Source organism: Streptomyces sp. NPDC046925, from assembly GCF_040644915.1.
In the GTDB taxonomy this organism is placed as follows: domain Bacteria; phylum Actinomycetota; class Actinomycetes; order Streptomycetales; family Streptomycetaceae; genus Streptomyces.
The window spans coordinates 488,433-512,493 of the sequence record NZ_JBEYWZ010000003.1 but is presented as its reverse complement, the minus strand read 5'-3'; the positions used below and the strand labels follow the sequence as shown (position 1 = coordinate 512,493).

The following is a 24,061-nucleotide window of genomic DNA, read 5'->3' as shown; positions in this document are numbered from 1 at the left end:
TTCTTCGAGCCTTTCAGCTCAGCCGCAGCCGGTCGGCCAGACCTGCGGCGGCGAAGGCGGACGCCAACTCGTCCCGCCCTTCGGTGAAGTGGGCCCAGCTGTCGCAGTGGACGGGGACGACGCGCCGCGCCCCGAGTATCCGCGTGGCCTCGGCGGCCTGGTTGCTGTCGAGGACGATCGGAGCACCCTCGAACAGGAAGGGAAAGCGGGGAGCGCCGGCGAAGAGGACGGCGGTGTCCACGCCCCCGAACCGCTCAGCGGTCTCCCGGACCGCGTCGAGAGAGGCGTTGTCGCCACTGACGTAGATGGTCGGGAGCCCCTCGCCGGTCAGGACGAAGCCGACGACCTCGCCGGTGAGGGGTTCGACGTCCTCGCGCCTGCCGGGCCCGTGCACGGCGGGCACACCGGTCACGGTGACGTGTCCGCCGCCGGGCCGGTCGAGCTCGACGGACTCCCAGTCGACGAGCCCCTTCACCTTGTCCCCGAGGCTGTCACGGAGCCGGAGCCCGCCGCCGGGCGTGGTGAGGGTGAGCGGTACGCCGGGGAGCAGGGCGCGGCCGGAGTGGTCGAGATTGTCGGGGTGCTCGTCGTGGGAGAGCAGGACGACGTCCACGGGGCCGAGGTCGTCGGGGGAGACGGAGGCGGGCGCGGTCTTGGTCAGACCGGCGCCGCCGGGGGCCGGATAGTCGCCGGGTGCGTCGAAGGTGGGGTCGGTGAGGAACCTGAGACCGCCGTACTCGAAGAAGGCGGTGGGACCGCCGAGGACGCGGACCGGGATCTGCTCGTCTTGCGAGCCGGACGTGCCGAAAGTAGCCGCAGCAGCCATGAAAGACACATGCCTCACGGTTGGGGGAAAGTCTATCCGTGATAAACGGTAGCCGTTCCTCACGGATGAAGGCAATGCGTACCATGAGATACGTGAAGGAAACAGCGACCGCCGAGCCGAAGACCGCGCCCCCGGAGCCGAAGGCCGCGCCCTCGGAGGCGAAGGCGGCGATGACCGCGGAGACGGAGAGCGCCGCAGGCGCCGCGGCCCCGGCGCCACCACCCGCGCCGGGCGCCGAGCAGTACCCCGCGCTCGACTTCGCCAACAGCGCCATCGCCCTGCCCGGCGGCCAGTTCACCGACTTCCTCGGCACCCCGGAAGCCGCGAACCAGTGGCTCACCGACCGCGACCTGGCCCCGGCGGACGCGGGCCTCCAGGAGATGTGCACGGCCCAGCTGCGCACCCTGCGGGAACAGATCCGGTCCCTGCTCGCCGCCAGGCTCGACAACTGCCCACCCCCGCCGACCGCACTGGCCGCGGTCAACGAAGCCCTGACCAGAGCCCCGGCGGTCTCGCTCCTGCACTGGGACCCGGCCCGCGGCCTGCACCGCGCCGCGTCCCACCCCACCACGCAGATCGTCGAACACGCCCTGGCGACCCTCGCCGCGGACGCCGCGACCCTCCTCACGGCCCCCGACGCCACGCGCCTCACCGCCTGCGGCTCCCCGCCCTGCAACCGCTACCTGCTCCGCCACGGCCGCCGCCACTGGTGCTCCACACGCTGCGGCGACAGAGCCAGAGCGGCCCGCGCCTACGCCCGCCGCACCCAGCCGAAACCGGCCTGAGCAGCCACACAAAAAACAGCGAGGGCCGCCACCTCCCATAGGAGGCAGCGACCCTCGCTGCTGCATCAGACCCGTCAGACCTGTCGGCCCAGTCGGCTTAAATGTCGAAGTAGAGCTCAAACTCGTGCGGGTGCGGGCGCAGCTGGATCGGGGCGATCTCGTTCGTGCGCTTGTAGTCGATCCACGTCTCGATCAGGTCGGCCGTGAAGACGCCGCCCGCCTGGAGGTACTCGTTGTCCGCCTCGAGGGCGTCGAGGACCGCGGGGAGGGAGGTCGGGACCTGGGCGACGCCCGCGTGCTCCTCGGGGGCGAGCTCGTAGAGGTCCTTGTCGATCGGCTCCGGCGGCTCGATCTTGTTCTTGACGCCGTCCAGGCCGGCCATCAGGAGCGCCGAGAACGCGAGGTACGGGTTCGAGGACGGGTCCGGCGCGCGGAACTCGACGCGCTTGGCCTTCGGGTTCGAGCCCGTGATCGGGATACGCATGGCCGCCGAGCGGTTGCGCTGCGAGTAGACCATGTTGACCGGCGCCTCGAAGCCCGGGACCAGGCGGTGGTACGAGTTCACCGTCGGGTTCGTGAAGGCGAGCAGCGAGGGGGCGTGCTTGAGGATGCCGCCGATGTAGTAGCGGGCGGTGTCCGAGAGACCGGCGTAGCCCTGCTCGTCGTAGAAGAGCGGGTCGCCGCCCGACCACAGCGACTGGTGGACGTGCATGCCCGAGCCGTTGTCGCCGAAGATCGGCTTCGGCATGAAGGTCGCGGTCTTCTGGTTGCGCCAGGCGACGTTCTTCACGATGTACTTGAAGAGCATCAGGTCGTCGGCCGCGGCGAGCAGCGTGTTGAACTTGTAGTTGATCTCGGCCTGGCCGGCCGTGCCGACCTCGTGGTGCTGGCGCTCGACCTGGAGGCCGTTCTTGTCCAGCTCCAGGGAGATCTCGGCACGCAGGTCGGCGAAGTGGTCCACCGGCGGGGCCGGGAAGTAGCCGCCCTTGTAGCGGACCTTGTAGCCGCGGTTGTTCTCGACCGCACCGGTGTTCCAGGCGCCCGCCTCGGAGTCGATGTGGTAGAAGCTCTCGTTCGCCGACGTCTGGAAGCGGACGTTGTCGAAGACGTAGAACTCGGCCTCGGGGCCGAAGTACGCGGTGTCCGCGATGCCGGTCGACGCGAGGTAGGCCTCGGCCTTCTTGGCGATGTTGCGCGGGTCACGGCTGTACTGCTCGCCCGTGATCGGGTCGTGGATGAAGAAGTTGATGTTGACGGTCTTGTCGCGGCGGAACGGGTCGACCCGGGCGGTCGACAGGTCCGCGCGCAGCGCCATGTCGGACTCGTGGATGGCCTGGAAGCCGCGGATCGACGACCCGTCGAACGCCAGCTCCTCGTTCGGGTCGAACGCCGCTGCCGGGATCGTGAAGTGCTGCATCACTCCGGGCAGGTCGCAGAACCGGACATCTACGAACTTCACGTCCTCGTCCGCGATGAACTTCTTTGCGTCGTCGGCGTTCTGGAACATCCAACTCCTCCTACTCCCGACCCCCAGGCGGGGCGGGGTTGCAGCTCGTTGTGCGGCCAGTGCGGTGGCACACGCTGGGACCCGACCATAGGGACGGGGGATTTCTCAAGCATGACCCATTTGTTTCGCCGAAGTTAACCGAGGCGAGTTCGGGCCAGCTGTCATTCGCCCTACCCCGACCGTCCTCGTACGAAAACGGGCGCAGTACCGTGGACGGGTGGACAACAGGCAAGTAATCGGATCGTGGCTCTCCGGCCCTCGTGCGGCCGCGGAGGACGCGGGCGTCGACTTCGGGTATCGCGGCGAGCAGCTCGGCCTGCCGGAGGAGGGGCCGGGCTCGATCGCGCGGCCCGGACGGCGCATGGGCGCAGTCGTCGTCGACTGGGCCCTGTGCATGCTCATCGCATACGGCCTGTTCGCTCGCGGTGACCAGCAGGCGATGGGGAACTGGGCGCTCGGCATCTTCTTCGTCATGACCGTCCTGACGGTCGGCACGGTCGGCTGCACCCCCGGCAAGGCCCTCTTCCGGCTGCGCGTCATCGCCGAGGGCGGCGGCCGGCTCGGCATCGTCCGGGTCCTCCTGCGCAGTGTGCTGCTCTGCGTGGCGATCCCGGCCCTGATCTGGGACCGCGACGGCCGCGGCCTGCACGACCGCCTCGCAAGCGCCGTCCAGGTGCGGATCTGAGCACAGAGCGTTCAGCGCACGGCGAAGGCCCCGGAAGCGAATTCGTACGGCGAAGGCCCCGGAACCGAATCGGTTCCGGGGCCTTCGCCGTACGTAGAGACAAGTAGAGCGAGCAGAGGCGGGGAATTACCGCATCTTCGGGCCGCCGCGAGGCATCCGCATGCCCTTCGGCATGGGCCCCTTCGGGAGCGGCATATTGGACATGAGGTCCCCCATCGCGCGCAGCCGGTCGTTCGTGGCCGTGACCTGGGGGCCCTGGAGGACGCGGGGGAGCTTCAGAAGCGTCGTACGCAGCTTCTTCAGCGGGACCTGGCCCTCGCCGGTGCCGACGATGACGTCGTGCACGGGGACGTCCGAGACGACCCGCGCCATCCGCCTCTTCTCGGCGGCCAGCAGGCTCTTCACGCGGTTCGGGTTGCCCTCGGCGACGAGCACGATGCCCGCCTTGCCGACCGTGCGGTGCACGACGTCCTGGCTGCGGTTCATCGCCACCGCCGGAGTCGTCGTCCAGCCGCGGCCGATCTTGTCGAGCACCGCGGCCGCCGCACCGGGCTGGCCCTCCATCTGACCGAAGGCCGCACGCTCGGCCCTGCGCCCGAAGACGATCGCCATCGCGAGGAAGGCGAGCACGAAGCCGAGAATGCCGAGATAGATCGGGTGACCGATCAAGAAGCCGATACCGAGGAAGACACCAAAGGTGACGATTCCCACAGCCGCGATGATGAGACCGATCCGCGGATCGGCCCTGCGGGTCATCTTGTAGGTCTGAGCGATCTGCTTGAGTCGCCCGGGGTTCGCGGCGTCCGCCGCGTTTTCCTTCCTCGCCATGTCGTGAAGTCTACGTGTCCCTGGAAGTGACTACGACGTGTGGGTTGGCATGGCCTCTTCGAGCACGCGCAGTGCCTCCGCCCGGTCCTTGGCGCGACGCCGGTCGTCGAGCACGGATGTCCAGGCGTTGCGGCGGGCGGTGCGCTGGCCGCTGCTCATGAGAATCGACTCGACGGCACGCAGTGCGTCGGTGACGGACGGGATGGCGGTGGCGCGTACGGGCGCGGCCTGCATGGTGGGGCCCTCCTGGGCGGCTATGGCTAGGGCTGTACGTGGGGTAATTCCAGGGTCACTGATTGGTGTTACCAGGGCGTGACTGACCGGTCAAACACGGATGAAGCCTTGACGCTCAAGCGCAAAACACTGACGCGGCCCGTACGGACCCCTCACCTGCGGGGACTGTACGGGCCGCGCCATCTCGGCCACTACTGGTCAGTAGTCACTTGTGCGCCGATTCACACAGTCGGGCTCCTGCGGGAAGATCAGACCGCCTGCGAAGCGACGTACGCCCCGCGCTTCTCGATCGCCATCTGGTAGAGGCGACCCGCGCGGTACGAGGAGCGGACCAGCGGGCCCGACATGACGCCGGAGAAGCCGATCTCCTCGGCCTCCTCCTTGAGCTCCACGAACTCCTGCGGCTTGGCCCAGCGCTCCACGGGGTGGTGGCGCGGCGTCGGGCGCAGGTACTGCGTGATCGTGATGAGCTCGCAGCCCGCGTCGTGCAGCGCGTGCAGCGCCTCGCTGATCTCCTCGCGCTCCTCGCCCATGCCCAGGATGAGGTTCGACTTGGTGACCAGACCGGCCTCGCGGGCGCGGGTGATGACCTCGAGCGAGCGCTCGAAGCGGAAACCGGGGCGGATCCGCTTGAAGATGCGCGGCACGGTCTCCACGTTGTGCCCGAGGACCTCGGGGCGGGACGAGAAGACCTCGGCCAGCTGGTCGGGGTCCGCGTTGAAGTCGGGGATGAGCAGCTCGACCTTGGTCTTGCCCTCGGCGCGCTCCGCCGTCATCGCGTGGATCTGGCGCACGGTCTCCGCGTACAGCCAGGCGCCGCCGTCGTCCAGGTCGTCGCGGGCGACGCCGGTGATCGTGGCGTAGTTCAGGTCCATCGTGACGACGGACTCACCGACGCGGCGCGGCTCGTCGCGGTCGAGTGCCTGCGGCTTGCCCGTGTCGATCTGGCAGAAGTCGCAGCGCCGGGTGCACTGGTCACCGCCGATGAGGAAGGTGGCCTCGCGGTCTTCCCAGCACTCGTAGATGTTGGGACAGCCCGCTTCCTGGCAGACCGTGTGCAGGCCCTCGCTCTTCACGAGGTTCTGCATCTTCGTGTACTCGGGGCCCATTTTCGCCCGGGTCTTGATCCACTCGGGCTTGCGCTCGATCGGGGTCTGGGCGTTCCGGACCTCAAGGCGCAGCATCTTGCGTCCGTCGGGTGCGACTGCGGACACATCGGCTCCCTGTAGCTTCGATTCTTCGGCGCACACCAGGGTACGCCCGTCATGTCGTTGGGCTTACGTCCGGCCAACCTCCGGCCGGCGGGGTGCATTCCCCGGAGCCCGTGTCGGTCTAGGCGGTCGCCTTCTCGGATTCCGGGCGCTCAACCGTGTTCTCGGGGTTTTCGGGGCTCCCGGCTGCCTTCTCCACGAGCCGCGGCTTCAGTTCCGCGTTCTCCAGGATGTTCCGCAGATGCTTCTCGGCGACGGGCAGGACGTCGGCGATCGTGATCTCGCGGCCCAGTTCGTACGAGAGCGATGTCACGCCCGCGTCGCGGATGCCGCACGGGATGATCTTGTCGAACCAGGTGTTGTCCGGGTTCACGTTCAGCGCGAAGCCGTGCATCGTCACGCCCTTGGCGACGCGGATGCCGATCGCCGCGATCTTGCGGTCCTCGCGGCGCTGGCCCGCGTTGGACGGGGCGTACTCCGGGCCGTTGAACCGGGCGTCGAACTCGTCGTCCTGCGTTCGCGGGTCGAAGTCCAGGGTCAGCCCGCCGAGCGCCGGACGCTCCTGGACCGGGTCACCCAGCACCCATACGCCGCTGCGGCCCTCGACGCGGGACGTCTCCAGGCCGAACTCCGCACACGTACGGATAAGAGCCTCTTCCAGACGGCGTACGTGTGCTACGACGTCCACCGGGCGCGGCAGCTTCTGGATCGGATAGCCCACGAGCTGGCCGGGACCGTGCCAGGTGATCTTGCCGCCGCGGTCCACGTCGACGACGGGGGTGCCGTCCAGCGGGCGCTCGCTGTCCTCGGTGCGGCGGCCCGCGGTGTAGACCGGCGGGTGCTCGAGCAGCAGACACGTGTCCGGGAGCTCGTCGGCGAAACGGGCGGCGTGTACGCGGCGCTGCTCGTCCCAGGCCTCCTGGTACTCCACCGAGTCCGGACCGAAGCCGAGTCGGACGAACTGAAACTCACTCACGGCAAGTGCCTCCCTAGAACCTGCACCGTGCACATATCGCGCCCCCAGCCACTGTACGGCCAGCGGATTCTCGTCAGTCCTCCGGTCAATCCTCACACGATCGGATGAATGCGGGTCGAAGGCCGCGATGGGGACTGTGAGGGCCGCTACATTCACGCCGTTCATAGAGCCATAAGGGCTGCTCAAGCAACGCCCGAAAGGCAGGAGACCGCACAGCTGATGACGGAACGACCTCCGCAGCGCACGCCCAACCGCCAGCTAGCCGCGCTCATCTCAGAAGCCGGTTTCTCCAATGCGGGGCTCGCGCGCCGCGTCGATCAGCTGGGCCTCGAGCACGGTCTCGATCTGCGGTACGACAAGACATCCGTGACCCGCTGGCTGCGCGGCCAGCAGCCGCGCGGCACCACCCCCGCCCTCATCGCGGAGGTCTTCACCCGGCGGTTAGGGCGCAGACTCTCCGCGCAGGATCTTGGGCTCGACGCCTGTGCGCCGGTGTACGCCGGGCTCGAATTCGCGGCGAGCCCCGAAGAGGCGATCGACATCGTCGGCGGGCTCTGGCGCAAGGACTCCGGGAGCCATGCCGAACTGCGGAAGATCGCGTTCACCCCGGCAGGGCTCGTCGTCCCCAGCAGGGACTGGCTGATCGGCCGCGCCGACGACCGGGTGGGGCGCGGCGACCACGGACTGAACGGCGGCCGCGTCCCCACCCAGGGGCGCCCCGCCGTGCCCCGCCAGCGCAAGGAGCCCGAGCGGGGCGCCGGGGCGAGAGTGACCAGCGGTGACATCTCGGCCCTGCGCTCCGTCGGCGAGCTCTTCCGGGCGCTCGACCACGCGTACGGCGGCGGGCACGCACGGCAGGCACTCGTGCGCTATCTGGAGCACGAGGCCGAGCCGATGCTGCGCGGCACGTACGGCGAGCAGGCCGGGCGGCGGCTCTTCGCCGCCGCCGCCGACCTCACCCGGCTGGCCGGCTGGACCTCGTACGACATCGCGGCCCACGGGCTCGCCCAGCGCTACTACGTCCAGGCGCTGCGGCTCTCGCAGGCGGCGGGCGATCGCGCGTACGGCTCGTACGTCCTGATCACGATGAGCCGGCAGGCCGTCTACCTCGGGCACGGCAGAGAGGCGGTGCAGCTGGCGCGGGTGGCGCAGCAGGGCGTCGGGTCGTCGGCACCGCCCGTCGTACAGGCACTGCTGCACTCGGTCGAGGCGCGCGGGCACGGGGTGCTCGGCGAGGTGCGGGCGTGCACGGCGTCGATGGTGCGCGCCGAGCGGGCCCTGGAGACGTCACGGCCGGGGGACGAGGTCCCGTACTGGGCGCGGTTCTTCGACGAGGCGCAGCTCGCGGACGAGTTCGGGCACTGCCACCGGGACCTCCAGCAGTACCGCGTGGCCGCGCAGCACGCGGAGCGCTCGCTCCAGCTGCGCGCCCCCGGGTACGCCCGCAGCCGCCTGTTCTGCCGGGTGGTGCTCGCCTCCTCGCGCCTGGGCCTCGGCGAGCTGGAGCAGGCCTGCCAGCTGGGCGCGGAGGCGGCGCAGGCGGCGGGCGAGATGCGGTCGGTGCGAGCGGTCGAGTACGTACGCGACTTCGAGCGGCGTCTTGAGCCGTACCGCGACGCGGCGGCGGTGCGCGGATACCGGGACCGGGTCGCGGCGCTGAGCTGAGACGGGATATCGGGTGCGATGTAAGGGGCGGGCCTGCGCAGGCCCGCCCCTTACCCGTGTCCCCTCGGGCGTACGGGGTCAGCGCAGGCGCGCGACCTCGTCGGGGGTGAGCGCCTCGTCCCACGTGGTGAGTTCGTCGAGGTCGCCCCGCAGGCTCGCCTTCTCCGTGCCGATGGACCGCAGCGGCAGGGGGATCGACGCCGCGACGCTCCCGACCCGCTGCCCGTCGGCGTACAGGATGGTCTGCCCCGGAGTCGTCACCCACGTCAGACGGGTCCAGCGGTCGAGGGGCAGCGTGTAGTCGAAGCTGTGGTCGGCCGTTCCGTACCGCGTGAAGCCGACCTTCCCGGTGCCGTGCTGCATCAGCTTCAGCGCGCCCGCCCTGGAGCTGAGCAGTACCTGGTCCCCGGTCCGGGCCGTCGGGCGGACCTGCACGGACGCGGTCCACGGCTCGGCGACGTCCAGACCGCCGAAGCCCACGCCGTCCCGGTCGGAGTCGAAGCGCCAGGCCTTGCCGCGCACACCGTCCACGGGAGTGGGGTTGTTGATGATGTACGAGGTGCCGGGGAGGCCGCCCGCCGTGTCCTCGGCGAAGATCGTGTTGCCGGGACTGCCCGCGTACGTCCAGCCGCTGGGGTACGAGGCGTCGTCGAACGTCCAGTGATGGCTCGGCCGGCCCTCGACCCGGGGCGGCAGCGGCGCGGGCGTCGTGCCCGGCGGGTCGCCGATGCGGGCGGCGCGGGCCCGGAAGTCGGCAAGGGTGTCCGGCGTCGCGGTCCTGTTCCAGGTGCGGTCGGCGAGGATCGCGCGGGCGCCCGCCATGCTCTGCTCGAAGTATCCGTCGTCGGCCCAGAAGTTGTAGTCGGCCCAGTTGGTGACGCCGGCGCCGAGCATGTCGGGGGCGGTGCTCGGCGCCCAGCTGTCGTACATCCAGGGCTCGTCCGGATACAGGTGGTGGTAGTTGTTCGGGGTGTCGTAGAACGGGCCGATGGCGATCTCGTCGTGCCCGGGGATCTCCGGTTCGGCGCCCGTGCCCTCCCAGGTGAGGAAGACGACCGGGGCGTGGACCTTCTGCTGGGGCGCTTCGAGGTGTTCGGAGCCGTTGTAGACGGCCGTGCGCTTGCCGTGCGAAGTGACCACGTCGTCCAGGGTGTTGATGTAGCGGTTGAGGAGGTCGCCGAGCGTGGACACGTCGGGCGCGCTCGCCAGATGGTTCTGCACGCGCGGGCACTCGGCGAGCTGACCGGGCACCTCCTCCGCGCCGATCGAGAACAGCGGCGCGTCGAACCAGCCCGCGAACTCGTCGACGATCTCCTTCGACTTCGCGATCGCCTTGTCGCTGGTCATGTCGATGATCCAGTCGGGCGTGAGGTGCGAGTGCGTGTGTGCGCCGGAGCACGCGCCCGGGCCGGAACCGAAGCCGATCCCGAAGGCCTCGCTGATCACGGTGGCGTGACCGGGCAGTTCGAGGCCGGGCATCAACTGGACGTGATGGCGGGCCGCGAACGCCTTCAGATGCTCGATGTCGGCGCGGTCGTAGCTGTGGCCGGGGTCGGCGAGGCCGGGGAACTTCGGGCTGTACAGGCGGAAGCCCTCGGACTCGGAGAGGTGCAGGAAGAGGGTGTTGAGCTTCTGGTCGCCCATCCTGCGGATCAGGTTCTCCAGGTAGGGGATCTTCCAGTACTTGCGGCCCGCGTCGAGGTGGACCATGCGGATCGCCTGCGCGGGGCGGTCGGTGGAGCGGGCGCGGGGCACGGCGCGGTGGTCGTCGGCCGTGGAGCGCAGGAGCTGAAGGAGGGTGCGGGTGCCGTAGTAGAGGCCGTGGGTGGAGGCGGCTTCGATACGGACCGGGCCCGCGCTGTCGAAGGTGTAGCCCTCCGCGCCGAGCTTCCCCTCGGCGGTGAGTCCGAGCGTGATGTCGCCGTGGGCGGGTCGGTCCGGGTGCTGGACGATCCGGGGTGTGATGCCGGTGACCTGCTTGATCTCCGTACGGAGTTGGGCGGCGAGCTTGCGTACGGACTGGTGTGCGGGGCCGGGGAATTCGCTGCGGCCCGAGGGGAGCGCGGTGGTGGAGCCCGCGCGCGGGTCGATCAGGATGCGGGTGCGCTCGGTGAGTTCCGTGCGGCCGCCGAGCGCGGTCCAGTCGGTGGGGCGGGGTACTACGGGGGCTGCGGAGGGTGCTGGGGAGGGCCCTGTGGTCTCCGGTGCGGTCTCCGATGCGGTTGCGGTGGTCGGCAAAGAGAGACCTCCCATGAATAGGCCGAGGATGAGCGATATCACCGGGATGGTGCGACGCACGTGAGTCCTCCCGCGGCTTGGCGATCCGGTGGGACCGTAGCCGCGGGGTACTGGTGTGGCAAGGGAAGTTGCAGGGATGCGCGGGAAAGGCGGAAGCCTCCGCGTGGGGGTGCGGAGGCTTCCGGGGTTGGCGTATGGGCCGAAGGGAGTGGCGTATACGTCGGATGGATAGCCGGACGGGTAGCTGGACGGGCAGGCAGATGAGTAGCTGGATGGGTAGCCAGATGGGTCAGGCCGCCATGGGGAGCTCCCCTGTCCCGTACGCGGGGTCCGCACCCAAGTCCGCGAGCGCGGCCCGCGCCGCGCGACGGCCCGAATAGAGCGCGCCCTGCACCGTGCTGGTGTCCCGGTGGGCCCCGCACACGTAGAGCCCCGCGAGCAGCCGCACCGGGCGGCGCAGATCGTGCGGGGGCGGCATCGCGGGCACCGCGTCGCGGGTGTGATGGACGGCGAGGGTTTCCCAGCCTGCGGTCGACGTGCCGTACAGATCGGCGAGATGGGCGAGGACGGCGCGCTCGTCAGGCGGTGGACCGAGGACGGTCGACGAGATGAGCGCCCGGCCCGCGGGGGCGCGCGAAGGGTCGACATGGCTGATCACGGCTGTATGCGCGACCGGCCCCGAGCGGTCGGCGTCGAGCAGCAGCGCGGGCTCGGCGAGCGGCGGCTCCGGGGCCGCGTGGTGGAGCACGGTCACCTGATGGAAGGGCGGCACGCGCAGGCCGGGAAGGAGTTCGGCGGCGGCGCGGGCGTCGGTGGCCAGCAGAACGCCCCGGCAGCTCACTTCGCCGTGGTCCGCGGTCGTGACCGAGGTGGTGGAGACGGCGGTGACGCGTACGCCGGTGTGCACCGTCCCCGGTGGCAGTGCGGCCGCCAGGAGCTCGGGCAGCACCTCGGCGCCGCCCTCGGGCAGGCACAGGCGGCCACGCGCGAAGGAGCGCAGGGCGAGGTCCGCGCACCGGCTTGACGTGGTGAGGTCCGGGTCGCAGAGGAGCGCCGAGAGCAGCGGACGCAGGAAGCCGTTGACGGTGCGGGCGGGCAGGCCGCGGGAGAAGAGGGCTTTGGCCGCGGGGAGTTCGGGGCGGGTCATCAGGCGCTTCGGGTGCGTCGCCGCGAGCCGGGCGAGTGCCGCGCCGAGGCGGGCCTGGTCGAGCGCGCCCCCGAGGGGGGTGGTGCGCGGGGCGGTCCATGCCGTCCGCGGACCCCTGGGGGCGGTTGCGAGGGCGCGTGCGGCGGTAAGTGCGCCCCTCGCGCGCCGGGGCCCGGTGGGCTCGACGGCGCGGTGGTGCCGTCCGTCGCTGTGCACCAGGACGCCGGGCGCGAAGGGCCGCAGTACGAGAGCGTCGAGCCCCGGCGTGTGGCGCAACTCGGGATACGACGTGGTGAGCAGCTGCCCGATCCTGTCGAGCCGGAATCCGTCGACCTTCTCCGTCGACATGCGTCCGCCCACGTAAGGGGCGGCTTCCAGGACGACGGTCGTTACACCGGCCCTGGTCAGCTGGTGGGCGGCAGACAGTCCCGCGACCCCCGCTCCCACGATGACGACATCCGCATGGTGCGCAGGCTCAAGCACGGGCCCCTCCCCGGGGTTGCGCGGCTGCTGGGGACGTCATGCCCTCAACAGGGCTTCGGAATCACGGAGTTCCGCACGAGGTTAGGAGCCCTGACGTCCGGCGGCAGTCGCGCATCGACCGAGCACGGTCGCACGCCGGTCGCACGGAGGCCGTACGTCGAGATCGCAGCCGTGAAGAGGGCGAACGGCCCGGCGGCCTCTACCGCAGCGCCGCGCGGATGGACTCCTCGATGCCGGGGAACGCGAACGAGAATCCCGACTCCAGGAGCCGGGTCGGCAGGACCCGCTGGCTGCCGAGCACGTCACCGGCCATCTCGCCGAGCACGACGCGCAGTGCGGGCGACGGTGCCGTGAAGAGCGTGGGCCGGTGCAGCACCCGCCCCATCGCGGCCGTCACCTCACGGTTGGTGCGCGGTTCGGGCGCCGTCACATTGACGGGACCCGAGAGCGACTCCGTGTCGAGCAGGTGCCGCAGCGCGGCCACCGCGTCGTGCAGCGAGATGTGGCTCCAGTACTGACGGCCGTTGCCGAGACGACCGCCGAGCCCCGCCTTGAAGAGCGGGAACATCCGCCCCCAGGCCCCGCCCTCGCGCGCCACCACCAGGCCGTTGCGCGCGAAGACCGTGCGGATGCCCGCTTCGTGCGCCGCGGCGGCCGCGCCCTCCCACTCCACGCACAGGGAGGGCAGGAAGCCCTGTCCGGCGGGAGCGCTCTCGTCCACCGCGCGCTCACCGGTGTCTCCGTAGTAGCCGATCGCGCTCGCGCACAGGAAGACGCGGGGCCGCTCGTCCAGGGAGGCCGCCGCCTCGGCGAGCGCCGAAGTGCCGAGCACCCTGCTGTCGCGGATCTCCTGCTTGTAGGCGGCGGTCCAGCGGTGATCGCCGACTCCGGCTCCCGCCAGATTGACGATGACGTCGCAGCCCGCGAGCCCCGCCGTGTCGACGTACCCCTCCTTGGGGTCCCACCGCACCTCGTCCTTCGTACGGGGCGCCCGGCGCACGAGCCGCACCACCTCGTGACCGTCGTCGGCGAGGGCGCGGGTCAGCGCCGTTCCGATGAGGCCGGACGCACCGGCCACGGCGATGCGGGACCGCCGCGCTGATGACGGGACTGACTGCTCGGTCTCGGTGGGCTCCATGACGCCATCCTGCCCCGGAAACCCGCCGGGAGGCGTCCCGGATCTCCGCCAAGACGCGCGTGGCGCCCGCCGTGCGGATACTCGCCGGGAGGCGTGCGGCGCCCGGCGTACGGCTACTCGCCGGGAGGCAGGGGGTGCCCGTTGCGGTTACTCGCCGGGAGGCAAGTGGCGTCCGTCGTACAGTGGCGCTCATGTCGGACACGAACATACGTACCGCCATGCCGGACGACGAAGCAGCCCTCGGCCGCATCGACCGCACCACCTGGTCGACCCTGCACGCGGTACAACCGGCTCCGCGCCCCCCGTACCCGCCGTTCTTCACCGACCGCTTCGGTCCCCGCGACCACTTGGTCGCCGAACGGCACGGCGTGGTCGTCGGCTACATCCGGCTCGGTTTTCCCACCCCTCTCCTCGCCAACGCCCACGTGCGCCAGATCCTGGGCCTGGCCGTCGCGGACGAGGCGCGCGGCAAGGGAGTGGGCCGCGAGCTGCTCAGGGCCGCGGTCGACGAGGCCCGCCGCCAGGGCGCGCGCCGCATCACGCTGCGGGTACTCGGCCACAATGTCGCGGCCCGGGCCCTCTACGACTCCGAGGGGTTCGTGATCGAGGGGGTGCTGCCGGGTGAATTCTTCCTCGACGGCTCGTACGTGGACGACGTCCTGATGGGGCGGGTGCTCTGACGCTCCGGGCACTCCGGGCACCCCGGGCCCGCCGTCCGGCTGCCGGGGGCCCGGCACCCGACGGACCGGCCCGGCGTGCGGCGGGCACGCGCGCGTAGGAGCGTGGGGAGGCCGACCGGAAGGAGCGAACCGATGTTCAGGGTCGCTGCTGCCAGTCGGCGGGACCGGGAGGAGCCGGGGTGGCTGCGCGGGGCTCCGCCGCCCCACTGGGTGCGCTGGCCCCCGCCCGCGCTCCTCTTCCTGATCTGCGTCATCCAGCTGGCCACGCCGGTGACGATCGACCTCAGCTTCCTGCTCGCCGCCGTGCCGCCGCTGGCCGCCCTTTCGTACGGCGCCCTGGCCACGGCCGTCTTCGGCGGCACCGCGGTGCTGCTGCTCCAACTGCCGGGCTTCGGACTCGGCCGTCCCGGGGACAGCGATCTGCTGACGGTCGCCTTCGTGGGGCTGCTGAGCGTCGTGTTCGCCTGGGTGCGCAGCCGGCGCGACGCCCAGCTCGTCACCGTGCGCACCGTCGCGGAGGCCGCCCAGTTCGCCGTCCTGCCGCCGCTGCCGGAGCGCGTGGGCCCGCTGCGCTGCTCGGGCCTCTACCGCGCGGCACAGGGCGGGGCGCTGGTCGGCGGCGACCTCTTCGACGTACGCAAGGGCTCGGTCGGCGTACGGGCGCTGGTGGGTGACGTGCAGGGGCACGGCCTCGCGGCCGTCGGTACGGTCGCGGCCCTGCTCGGTGCCTTCCGAGAGGCGGTGCTCGACCAGCCCGACCTGGAGGGGGTCGCCGCCCGGCTCGACCGCCGTCTCGTGGTCGACTCCGAGGAGTCCGAGCACGCGGAACTCTTCGCCACCGCCGTGCTCCTGGAGTTCCGGGACGACGCCTCCGAGCTGCGGATCGTCTCCTGCGGCCATCCGCCTCCGCTGCTGCTGCGGGGCGGGCGCGTCGAGGAGCTGACCGTCGCTCCGGGGGCTCCGCTGGGCCTGGGGATCGCCGGGGTCGCTCCGCCCGAGGAGACGAGCCTGGTCCTGAAGCCCGGCGACCGGCTGCTCGTGGTGACCGACGGGGTGACCGAGGCGCGGAACGCGTCCGGCGCCTTCTACCCGCTGACCGAGCGCGTCGCGGTGCTCTGCGCCGAAGCCCTGGACGACCCTTCGGCGCTGACCTCGGCGGTCTGGCAGGACCTGATGCGGTTCTGCGGAGGGGTGGGGGACGACGTGGCGCTGCTGGCGTTCTCGCTGGACCCGGCGCCGTAGCGGGGCCTGCGGCGGGCGGGCGCCGTAGCGGTACCAGCGGTTACCGGGGCGCCGGATTCAGCCGTCCCCGCGCCCGGCGGCCAGGAGACGCAGCCCGCCCGTCAGTTCGCGCAGGCAGCGCACCGCCAGGTCGGCGGGGGAGCCGGGGCCTTCGGCGGGTGCGTCCGTGGCGGCCCAGGTCTCCAGGGCGAGGCGGACGGCGTCCGTGGCCGCGGCGGCGGTCAGGCGCACGTCAAGGTCGTCGGCTCCGCCAGGGGCGAGCCGGGCGAGTACGGGCACGAGCTGCTCCTCGGACTCCTGGTTCACGCGGTACCAGACGGCGCGCAGTGCCGGATCGTCCTGCGCGGCGCGCAGCAGCCCGCGGGTCCACTCCAGGGCCTCGGCCGCGCGGTCGTCCGCCGCGGTGAGCGCCTCGGCGATGGACTGCTCCAGGGCCGTCGGCACTCCCGCGGCCGGGTCGAGACCCGCCAGGTGGGCCCGCCACTCGGCGGCGCCGCCCGCGAGGAGCGGTGCGACCGCGTCCTGCTTGCTGCGGAAGTACCGGTAGAAGGTGCGCAGTGCCACGTCGGCCCGGCCCGCGATCTCCTCGGCCGTGGTGCCGTCCGGGCCGCGCTCGGCGAAGAGCTCGGCCGCGGCGCGGGCGATGTCGAGCTGCGTGGCGGCCTTGCGGCGCTCGGTCAGCGACGGTTGCGGGGCCTGGGCGGCCTGGGCGGCCTGCGGGGTCTGCGCGGCCTGCGATGACGGCGATTTACGCGGTGGCGGTGGCGGTGTCGGCTGAGTGCTCACCCCCGCAGCCTACGCGGGATTCTCACCCTGATACATGAATTGTCGTTGTGGCAAAACGTGCCACTCAGGCGTACATTGAAATCAGATCGGGAATCCCGGATCCATGGGCGGATCCGGGAGCCCGGAGTTGATCGGAGACATCTCATGGACCGCTACGCAGGCCGTCGCGCACTCATCACCGGCGGCGGCTCGGGCATCGGGCAGGCCACCGTCCTGCGGATCCTCGCGGAGGGCGGCAGGGTCGTGGCCGCCGACGTCAGCGAGGCGGGCCTGAAGGACACCTACGACAAGGCGGGCGCCGCGGCGGAGCGCCTCACCACCCTCGTGGTCGACATCTCCGACGAGACCGCGGTGCGCGAGGGTGTGGCCGCCGCCGTCACCGCGCTCGGCGGCCTGGACGTCCTGGTGAACGCGGCGGGCGTGCTCCGCTCCTCGCACACGCACGAGACCAGCCTGGACTCCTTCGAGCACGTCATACGGATCAATCTCGTCGGCACGTTCCTGGTGATCCGCGAGGCGATCCCGGCCCTGCTCGCGGGGGACGACGCCGCCGTCGTCAACTTCAGCTCCACCTCCGCGATGTTCGCCCACCCGTACATGGCGGCGTACGCGGCGAGCAAGGGCGGCATCCAGTCCATGACGCACGCGCTGGCCGCGGAGTACGGCAAGCGGGGCATCCGCTTCAATTCCGTCCAGCCCGGCTCCATATCGAGCGGCATGACCGACGGCAGCGGTGCCAGCAGGCAGAGCGTGGGCCCCGGCCTGCCCGAGGACGCCGACATGAGCCTGTTCGTGAAGCTGGCGCCCGCCATCGGGCAGGGCTTCGCGGGACCGGAATCCGTGGCCTCGGTGGTCGCCCTGCTCGGCTCGCAGGACGGCAAGTTCATCACCGGCACCGAGGTCCGGGTCGACGGCGGCACCCACTTCTGACGGCCCGGACGCCGTCCGGGGGAGAGGGGTCCGCTGCTCCGGAGCAGCGGATTCCGGTTCACTCGAACGGCGGACCGGGGATCGCGGGCCGAGGGGGCGGGCCGGACAGTCGGACCATGCGTGTCTTGCAAGCGGTGCTCGGCCGTCTGCCCCGGTTCGCGACCGTGGGGCTCCTGCTGATGTGCGCGCTGTTCGCGGGCCCCGGCGTGGCGGGGGCGTCGGGGCAGGGCGGGGCGCGGCAGCCGAAGGGGCACCCGGCGGGGCAGACCAGGGGGCATCCGGCGGCCAAGCCGCGGATCGTGCCGCGCTCCGAGTGGATGGACGGTGCTGAGCGCGGGCCGCCCGCCCGGTATGCCAAGCGGGTCAAGGCGGTGTTCGTGCACCACACGGACACGCCGAACGACTACGACTGCGCCGATGCCCCGCGCACCATCCGCTATCTGTACACCGGTCAGACCGAGAGCAGGCAGTGGGACGACATCGGCTACAACTTCCTCGTCGACCGCTGCGGGACCATCTACGAGGGGCGTGCGGGCGGCGTCGGCCGGGCCGTGGTCGGGGCGCACACGCAGGGCTTCAACCGGGGATCGGTGGGAATCGCGGCGATAGGGACGTTCACGAAGGGGGTGCCCGTTCCCGAGGCGATGACCGCCGCGATGGCGGCGCTGGTGGCGTGGAAGCTCGGCCTCACGGACGTGGACCCGCGTTCCGAGGTGCGGCTGGTCTCGTCGAACAGCCTCAGCAGATATCCGAAGGGCAAGAGCGCCAAGTTCAGGGCGGTGTCAGGGCACAAGGACGGCTTCTACACGCAATGCCCGGGAGCGGCACTGATGGCCGCGCTCCCCGGGATCAGGAAGGAGGCGGCACGACTGCAGGACCGGTAGCGGAAGCGCGGTGTCCTGATCGGAAGCGCGGTGTCCCGACCGGCAGTGGGGTGTCCCGACCGGCGGCGGGGTGTCCCGGCCGTCAGCAGTAAAGGCGCGGTGTCGTCAGTCGCCGAAGCGTTCCCAGAGCTTCGGGTAGCGCTGGGCCATCGCCGTGTCGTCCTCGAAGTCCAGTGGTGTTCCCTCCGGCTCCGAAGGGGCGGGGGCGATGCCGAGATCGGGGGTCACCACGCCGGTGAGCTGCTCGTAGGCCTCATCCGCCGCGAAGCCGAGCTCCTCGCCGTCACCGTCGACGTCCTCGTCGAAGTAGTCCAGGAGATCCGCGAGCGAGTCGGGATCGTGCAGGGCTCCCTCGAAGACCTCGCGGCCCTGGCCGATCAGCCAGCAGCGGAAGTAGTCGAAGGCATCCTCGCCGGCGCCGCCGAGGATGATCGAGGAAGCTCCCCAGAGGTCCCAGCGGTACGCACGGTTGTAGCGGGCCTCGAAGTGACGGGCGAAGTCGAGCACCATGTCGGGTTCGAGTTCGAGAAGCCGCTCGGTGAGCAGGTCGGCATGGTCCTCGGGGTCACCGTCGGCGGCCACGCGGGTGCGGTCCACGATCTCCCAGAACTCCGTCTCGTCCATCACGGGACAAGCATCGGCCCTGGGGGGTGGGTACGCACGCGGAGTGCGGCGGATGCGGCCCTCTCGTTATGCGTGCACATGCCCATGGAAAACCCGACAGGAGATGTCGGCATTGCGTGGAAGCCTCCCTGACATGGAGAACACGCAGAACACGGAAGGAAATGACGTGGGGAGCAGGGACATGGAGAGCACGCACGCATCCGCGCAGCCACTGACCGGAAAGGTCGCGCTCGTCGCCGGTGCCACCCGGGGCGCGGGCCGGGCCATGGCCGTGGAGCTCGGCCGCGCCGGAGCCACCGTGTACGCGACGGGACGCACGACGCGCAAGCACACCAGCGAGGTGGGCCGCGCCACGGAGACCATCGAGGAGACCGCGGAGCTGATCACCGCAGCGGGCCGGGAAGCGGGCGGAACAGGCACGGGGATCGCCGTACCCACCGATCATCTGGAGCCCGGGCAGGTCGAGGCACTCGTCGAGCGGATCGATCGCGAGCAGGGCCGTCTCGACATCCTGGTCAACGACATCTGGGGCGGCGACATCCACGTCGAGTGGGACAAGAAAATGTGGGAGCACGACCTCGACAAGGGGCTGCGCCTGATGCGCCTGGGCATCGAGACCCACATCGTCACCAGCCGGTACGCACTGCCGCTGCTCGTCAAGAACCCCGGCGGCCTGGTCGTCGAGGTCACCGACGGGACCAGGGAGTACAACGGCCCCAACTACCGCAAGCCCTTCTACTACGACCTCGCGAAGTCGGCCCCGCTGCGGATGGCGCAAGGGCTCGCCGAGGAGGTCAAGGAGTACGGCTGCACGGCGCTCTGTCTCAGCCCCGGATGGCTGCGCTCCGAGTCCATGCTCGACACGGCCTTCCACGTCACCGAGGACAACTGGCGGGACGGCTGCGAGCAGAACCCGCACTTCGCCATCTCCGAGACCCCCACCTTCGTGGGCCGGGCCCTGGTCGCGCTCGCCTCCGACCCCGAAGTGGCCCGCTGGAACGGGGAGTCCCTCTCCAGCGGCGGCCTCGCCAAGGAGTACGGCTTCACGGACATCGACGGCTCGGCGCCGGACGCCTGGCGCTACATCGCGGAGGTCGAGCAGAAGGGCAAGCCCGCGGACGTCACGGGCTACCGCTAGGAGGCCGCCCGCAACCGGTGCGCGTGATCGTCCCCCGGTCGGCGGCATCATGGGGGCATGCGCGCTGCCCGCCTCATCAAGATGGTGCTTCTGCTCCAGGCCCGTCCCTCCATGACCGCCGCCGAGCTCGCGGATGAGCTCGAAGTGTCCGAGCGGACGATCACGCGGGACGCCCAGGCGCTCTCGGAGGCCGGTGTGCCGGTGTACGCGGACCGGGGGCGGACCGGCGGCTACCGCCTCATCGGCGGCTACCGCACCCGGCTCACCGGCCTGGGACGCAGCGAGGCGGAGGCGCTGTTCCTGTCCGGAGTGCCGGGTGCGTTGCGCGAGATGGGCCTGGAGGACGCGGCGTCGGCGGCCCGTCTGAAGGTGTCGGCGGCGCTGATGCCCTCGCTGCGGGACGCGTCGCAGAACGCCTCGCAGCGGTTCCATCTGGACGCGCCGGGCTGGTTCAAGGAGACGACGACGCCCGAGCTGCTGCCCGTACTCGCGGACGCGGTGTGGGACGACCGCCTCGTCACCGCCCGCTACCGGCGCCAGGACTCCGAGGTGGAAAGGGAGTTGGAGCCCTACGGCCTCGTGCTCAAGGCCGGTGTCTGGTATCTGTGCGCGCGGGTGCCCGACACCGGTTCGTTCCGGGTGTACCGCATCGACCGGTTCACCGCGATCGCCGCGGGCGAGGACCGTTTCGTACGCGACGAGGAGTTCGACCTGCCGGGGTTCTGGGAGGAACGGGCGGCGCAGTTCGCCCGGGCGATCCTGCGGTCCGAGGTCGTGCTGCGGCTCTCCGAGGAGGGCGTACGACGGCTTCCGTACGCCACCGACTCGGCGTCCGCGGGCGAGGCGATGGACGGGGCCGGTGAGCCGGACGCGCAGGGCTGGGTGACGGTGACGCTCCCGGTCGAGAACGAGATGGTTGCGTACACCCAGCTCATGTCACTGGGCCCGGAGGCGGAGGTCCTGGAGCCGCAGGCGCTGAGAGAGCGGTTCGCAGCGGCGGCAACCAAGATGGCCAACCGCTACGAGTAGCGAACCCGCACACGGCTACGGGCCCCTGCCACCCGGGCAGAGACCCGTACCCGCATCAAGCCGAAGGCTACAGACCGTACTTGGCCCGGGCCTCCTTCACCGCGGCAGCGGGCACCTCGCCCCGCCGCGCCAGCTGCGCGAGCGCGGCGACGACGATCGACTCGGCGTCGATGCCGAAGTGGCGACGGGCCGCGTCACGCGTGTCGGAGAGACCGAAGCCGTCCGCGCCGAGGGACGAGTAGTCCTGCTCGACCCACTGCGCGATCTGGTCGGGAACCTGCCGCATGTAGTCGGACACGGCAAGCACGGGACCCTGCGCACCCTCAAGCGCCGTACGCACGTACGGAGTGCGCTCCTCGCCGCGCAGGATCGCCTCGTCCGCCTCCAGGGCGTCGCGGCGCAGCTCGGTCCAGGAAGTCGCGGACCACACGTCGGCGGCCACACCCCAGTCCTCGGCGAGCATCTTCTGGGCCGCGAGGGTCCAGTGGATGGCCGTACCCGAACCGATCAGCTGGATGCGCGAGGCGTTGGCCGCGGGGGAGTGCCCCGCCGTCTCGGCGGTGTTGAAGCGGTACAGGCCGCGCACGATGCCCTCGTCGACACCCGCGGGCTTCGCGGGCTGCGGCATCGGCTCGTTGTAGACGGTGAGGTAGTAGAAGACGTTCTGGTCTTCGCCCTCGTGGGCCTCGCCGTACATCCGGCGCAGACCCTCCTTGACGATCGCCGCGATCTCGTAGGCGAACGCGGGGTCGTACGACAGGGCGGCCGGGTTGGTCGCGGCGATCACCGGCGAGTGGCCGTCCGCGTGCTGCAGACCCTCACCCGTCAGCGTCGTACGACCGGCGGTGGCGCCGACGAGGAAGCCGCGGCCGAGCTGGTCGCCGAGCTGCCACATCTGGTCGGCGGTGCGCTGCCAGCCGAACATCGAGTAGAAGATGTAGAAGGGGATCATCGCTTCGCCGTGCGTCGCGTACGACGACGACGCGGCGATGAAGTCCGCCATGGAGCCGGCCTCGGTGATCCCCTCGTTGAGGATCTGGCCGTCCTTGGCCTCCTTGTAGTACATCAGCTGGTCGCGGTCGACCGGCTCGTACGTCTGGCCCTTGGGCGAGTAGATGCCGAGGGACGGGAAGAGCGACTCCATGCCGAAGGTGCGCGCCTCGTCGGGGACGATCGGCACCCAGCGCTTGCCGGTCTCCTTGTCGCGTACGAGGTCCTTGACCAGGCGTACGAACGCCATGGTCGTCGCCACGGACTGCGAACCGGAGCCCTTGTCGAACGAGGCGAACGCCTTGTCGGCGGGGGCGGGAAGCGGCGCGAGCGGCTGCGTGCGGCGGGCCGGGGCCGGACCGCCGAGAGCGGCACGACGCTCCTGGAGGTAGCGGACCTCGGGCGAGTCGGCGCCCGGGTGGCCGTAAGGCACCACGCCGTCGACGAACTGGCTGTCGGAGATCGGCAGCTCAAGGAGGTCACGCATGTCCTTGAACTCGTCCACCGTCAGCTTCTTCATCTGGTGGTTGGCGTTCTTGGACTCGAAGCCCTTGCCCAGCGTGAAGCCCTTGACCGTCTGCGCGAGGATCACGGTCGGCGCGCCCTTGTGGGTGAGCGCCGCACGGTAGGCCGCGTAGACCTTGCGGGCCTCGTGGCCGCCGCGCGAGAGGTGGAAGCACTCGCTGATCTTGTCGTCGCTCAGCAGCTTGCCCAGCTCGACGAGCGCGGGCTCGGAGCCGAAGAAGTGCTCGCGGATGTAGGCGGCGTCGCGGGTCGCGTACGTCTGGAACTGCGCGTCCGGCACCTCGCGCAGGCGGCGGACCAGGGCGCCGTTGGTGTCGAGCTGGAAGAGCTCGTCCCAGGCGTTGCCCCACATGACCTTGATGACGTTCCAGCCGGCGCCGCGGAACTGGGCCTCCAGCTCCTGGACCACGCGGAAGTTGGCGCGGACCGGGCCGTCGAGGCGCTGCAGGTTGCAGTTGATGACGTAGGTGAGGTTGTCGAGACCCTCACGCGCGGCGAGCGCGAGGGCTGCCGTCGACTCGGGCTCGTCCATCTCGCCGTCACCGAGGAACGCCCACACGTGGGAGCTGGAGACGTCCTTGATGTTGCGGTTGGTGAGGTAGCGGTTGAACCGCGCCTGGTAGATCGCCGACAGCGGGCCGAGGCCCATGGAGACGGTCGGGAACTCCCAGAGCCAGGGCAGGCGCCGCGGGTGCGGGTAGGACGGCAGGCCGTTGCCGCCCGCTTCCTGGCGGAAGTTGTCGAGCTGCGCCTCGTTCAGGCGGCCGTCGAGGAAGGCGCGGGCGTAGATGCCGGGGGAGGCGTGGCCCTGGATGTAGAGCTGGTCGCCGGAGCCGTCCCCCTCCTTGCCGTGGAAGAAGTGGTTGAAGCCCGTCTCGTACAGCCAGGCGGCGGAGGCGAAGGTGGCGATGTGGCCGCCGACGCCGTGTTTGCTGCCCCGGGTCACCATCGCGGCCGCGTTCCAGCGGTTCCACGCGGCGATCCGCTGCTCCATCGCCTCGTCACCCTCGATCGCCGGCTCGGCGGAGGTGGGGATGGTGTTGACGTAGTCGGTCTCGAGGAGCTTGGGCAGCGCCAGGCCCGCGCCCTCGGCGCGCTCCAGCGTGCGCCGCATCAGGTACGCGGCACGGTGCGGCCCGGCCGCCTGGGTAACGGCGTCCAGGGAGGCCTGCCATTCGGCGGTCTCCTCGGGGTCGCGGTCCGGGAGCTGGTCGAGCTCGCTCGGCTGGATTGCGGAGGGGTCGGTCATGTCGCCGCCTTCCTGAGTCGGAGGGGGTCCCCTGTTCGGTAAGGGGTGGGGTTGCCCGAAGTCTTTGGCAGGACAGGGCGTGAGGCTCTGGTACGGAGTCGTTTGTGCGGCTCCGCCACAACCCCGTCGGAGACTCTAACTCCGTGATCGATGATCGATCAAAGGGTTGAAGGGGAAAACTCTTTTATATTCAGAAAGTAGGCATCCGGTGCCATTAACGCGGGCACGCGGTGCCTTCGAATTGAAGGATCACCGCAGGTG

21 protein-coding genes are annotated in these 24,061 nt (G+C 70.7%); 9 read left to right on the top strand and 12 right to left on the bottom strand.

The genetic code is table 11. The features are described from left to right. Nucleotides 1-13: 13 nt before the first annotated feature. Nucleotides 14-826 carry an MBL fold metallo-hydrolase gene (locus ABZ906_RS15550; protein ID WP_361382195.1) on the bottom strand — a complete coding sequence of 271 codons (813 nt, stop codon included), beginning with the start codon at nt 824-826 and terminating at the stop codon, nt 14-16. Between the two features lie 170 nt (nt 827-996). Here ABZ906_RS15550 and ABZ906_RS15545 point away from each other — a divergent pair, with 170 nt between their 5' ends. Then, nucleotides 997-1,611 (top strand): CGNR zinc finger domain-containing protein, encoded by a 615-nt coding sequence (locus tag ABZ906_RS15545; protein ID WP_361383187.1) that lies wholly within the window; start codon nt 997-999, stop codon nt 1,609-1,611. 97 nt (nt 1,612-1,708) lie between these two features. Here ABZ906_RS15545 and glnA read toward each other — a convergent pair whose 3' ends face one another. Continuing rightward, nucleotides 1,709-3,118 (bottom strand): type I glutamate--ammonia ligase, encoded by a 1,410-nt coding sequence (glnA, locus tag ABZ906_RS15540; RefSeq protein WP_361198907.1) that lies wholly within the window; start codon nt 3,116-3,118, stop codon nt 1,709-1,711. 217 nt (nt 3,119-3,335) lie between these two features. On the opposite strand from glnA, the gene ABZ906_RS15535 reads away from it, so the two are divergent. Next, nucleotides 3,336-3,803, top strand: coding sequence for an RDD family protein (locus tag ABZ906_RS15535; RefSeq protein ID WP_361198910.1), 468 nt, complete (start codon nt 3,336-3,338; stop codon nt 3,801-3,803). A 126-nt stretch (nt 3,804-3,929) separates the two neighbouring features. On the opposite strand, the gene ABZ906_RS15530 is transcribed toward ABZ906_RS15535, so the two are convergent. From ABZ906_RS15530 to lipB, 4 genes are all read right to left on the bottom strand, one after another. Continuing rightward, a complete protein-coding gene (locus ABZ906_RS15530) occupies nt 3,930-4,631 on the bottom strand; it encodes a DUF4191 domain-containing protein (protein WP_361198912.1) in 702 nt (233 codons plus the stop codon). Between the two features lie 30 nt (nt 4,632-4,661). Beyond that, nucleotides 4,662-4,865, bottom strand: coding sequence for a hypothetical protein (locus tag ABZ906_RS15525; protein WP_361198915.1), 204 nt, complete (start codon nt 4,863-4,865; stop codon nt 4,662-4,664). 248 nt (nt 4,866-5,113) lie between these two features. Next, complete coding sequence (locus tag ABZ906_RS15520; RefSeq protein ID WP_160504647.1) at nt 5,114-6,079, bottom strand: lipoyl synthase; 966 nt, start codon at nt 6,077-6,079, stop codon at nt 5,114-5,116. A gap of 118 nt (nt 6,080-6,197) precedes the next feature. After that, a complete protein-coding gene (gene lipB / locus ABZ906_RS15515; RefSeq protein WP_361382192.1) occupies nt 6,198-7,052 on the bottom strand; it encodes a lipoyl(octanoyl) transferase LipB in 855 nt (284 codons plus the stop codon). A 219-nt stretch (nt 7,053-7,271) separates the two neighbouring features. On the opposite strand from lipB, the gene ABZ906_RS15510 reads away from it, so the two are divergent. Continuing rightward, nucleotides 7,272-8,717 (top strand): regulator, encoded by a 1,446-nt coding sequence (locus ABZ906_RS15510; RefSeq protein ID WP_361198921.1) that lies wholly within the window; start codon nt 7,272-7,274, stop codon nt 8,715-8,717. 78 nt (nt 8,718-8,795) lie between these two features. Here ABZ906_RS15510 and ABZ906_RS15505 read toward each other — a convergent pair whose 3' ends face one another. From ABZ906_RS15505 to ABZ906_RS15495, 3 genes are all read right to left on the bottom strand, one after another. Then, nucleotides 8,796-10,955, bottom strand: a complete 2,160-nt coding sequence (locus ABZ906_RS15505; protein ID WP_361382189.1) for a family 20 glycosylhydrolase — start codon at nt 10,953-10,955, stop codon at nt 8,796-8,798. Between the two features lie 289 nt (nt 10,956-11,244). Further along, on the bottom strand, nt 11,245-12,585 hold the full coding sequence (locus ABZ906_RS15500) for an NAD(P)/FAD-dependent oxidoreductase (RefSeq protein WP_361382186.1): 1,341 nt from the start codon (nt 12,583-12,585) through the stop codon (nt 11,245-11,247). A gap of 199 nt (nt 12,586-12,784) precedes the next feature. Continuing rightward, on the bottom strand, nt 12,785-13,723 hold the full coding sequence (locus tag ABZ906_RS15495) for a TIGR01777 family oxidoreductase (protein ID WP_361382183.1): 939 nt from the start codon (nt 13,721-13,723) through the stop codon (nt 12,785-12,787). 191 nt (nt 13,724-13,914) lie between these two features. Between ABZ906_RS15495 and ABZ906_RS15490 the strand changes: the two genes are divergently transcribed. Continuing rightward, the gene (locus ABZ906_RS15490; RefSeq protein WP_361198933.1) at nt 13,915-14,403 is read left to right on the top strand and encodes a GNAT family N-acetyltransferase; all 489 of its coding nucleotides are present in this window, start codon (nt 13,915-13,917) and stop codon (nt 14,401-14,403) included. A 132-nt stretch (nt 14,404-14,535) separates the two neighbouring features. Next, nucleotides 14,536-15,645, top strand: coding sequence for a PP2C family protein-serine/threonine phosphatase (locus tag ABZ906_RS15485; RefSeq protein WP_361382180.1), 1,110 nt, complete (start codon nt 14,536-14,538; stop codon nt 15,643-15,645). Between the two features lie 57 nt (nt 15,646-15,702). Here ABZ906_RS15485 and ABZ906_RS15480 read toward each other — a convergent pair whose 3' ends face one another. Then, on the bottom strand, nt 15,703-16,326 hold the full coding sequence (locus tag ABZ906_RS15480) for a TetR family transcriptional regulator (protein WP_361383185.1): 624 nt from the start codon (nt 16,324-16,326) through the stop codon (nt 15,703-15,705). A 249-nt stretch (nt 16,327-16,575) separates the two neighbouring features. Between ABZ906_RS15480 and ABZ906_RS15475 the strand changes: the two genes are divergently transcribed. Together ABZ906_RS15475 and ABZ906_RS15470 are read left to right on the top strand one after the other, a co-directional pair. Beyond that, nucleotides 16,576-17,361, top strand: a complete 786-nt coding sequence (locus tag ABZ906_RS15475) for an SDR family NAD(P)-dependent oxidoreductase (protein ID WP_361198938.1) — start codon at nt 16,576-16,578, stop codon at nt 17,359-17,361. A 116-nt stretch (nt 17,362-17,477) separates the two neighbouring features. Continuing rightward, nucleotides 17,478-18,245 carry a peptidoglycan recognition protein gene (locus tag ABZ906_RS15470; RefSeq protein ID WP_361382178.1) on the top strand — a complete coding sequence of 256 codons (768 nt, stop codon included), beginning with the start codon at nt 17,478-17,480 and terminating at the stop codon, nt 18,243-18,245. Nucleotides 18,246-18,350: 105 nt separating this feature from the next. Here ABZ906_RS15470 and ABZ906_RS15465 read toward each other — a convergent pair whose 3' ends face one another. Then, nucleotides 18,351-18,869: a DUF4240 domain-containing protein gene (locus tag ABZ906_RS15465; RefSeq protein WP_361383182.1), complete on the bottom strand. Its 519-nt coding sequence runs from the start codon at nt 18,867-18,869 to the stop codon at nt 18,351-18,353. A 181-nt stretch (nt 18,870-19,050) separates the two neighbouring features. Between ABZ906_RS15465 and ABZ906_RS15460 the strand changes: the two genes are divergently transcribed. Together ABZ906_RS15460 and ABZ906_RS15455 are read left to right on the top strand one after the other, a co-directional pair. After that, nucleotides 19,051-20,007, top strand: a complete 957-nt coding sequence (locus tag ABZ906_RS15460; protein ID WP_361198944.1) for an SDR family oxidoreductase — start codon at nt 19,051-19,053, stop codon at nt 20,005-20,007. 57 nt (nt 20,008-20,064) lie between these two features. After that, nucleotides 20,065-21,036, top strand: a complete 972-nt coding sequence (locus tag ABZ906_RS15455) for a YafY family protein (RefSeq protein ID WP_361382176.1) — start codon at nt 20,065-20,067, stop codon at nt 21,034-21,036. A 67-nt stretch (nt 21,037-21,103) separates the two neighbouring features. On the opposite strand, the gene aceE is transcribed toward ABZ906_RS15455, so the two are convergent. Next, entirely contained in the window at nt 21,104-23,800 is a 2,697-nt protein-coding gene (gene aceE, locus ABZ906_RS15450; RefSeq protein WP_361382173.1) for a pyruvate dehydrogenase (acetyl-transferring), homodimeric type, read from the bottom strand. Nucleotides 23,801-24,061 lie beyond the last annotated feature (261 nt).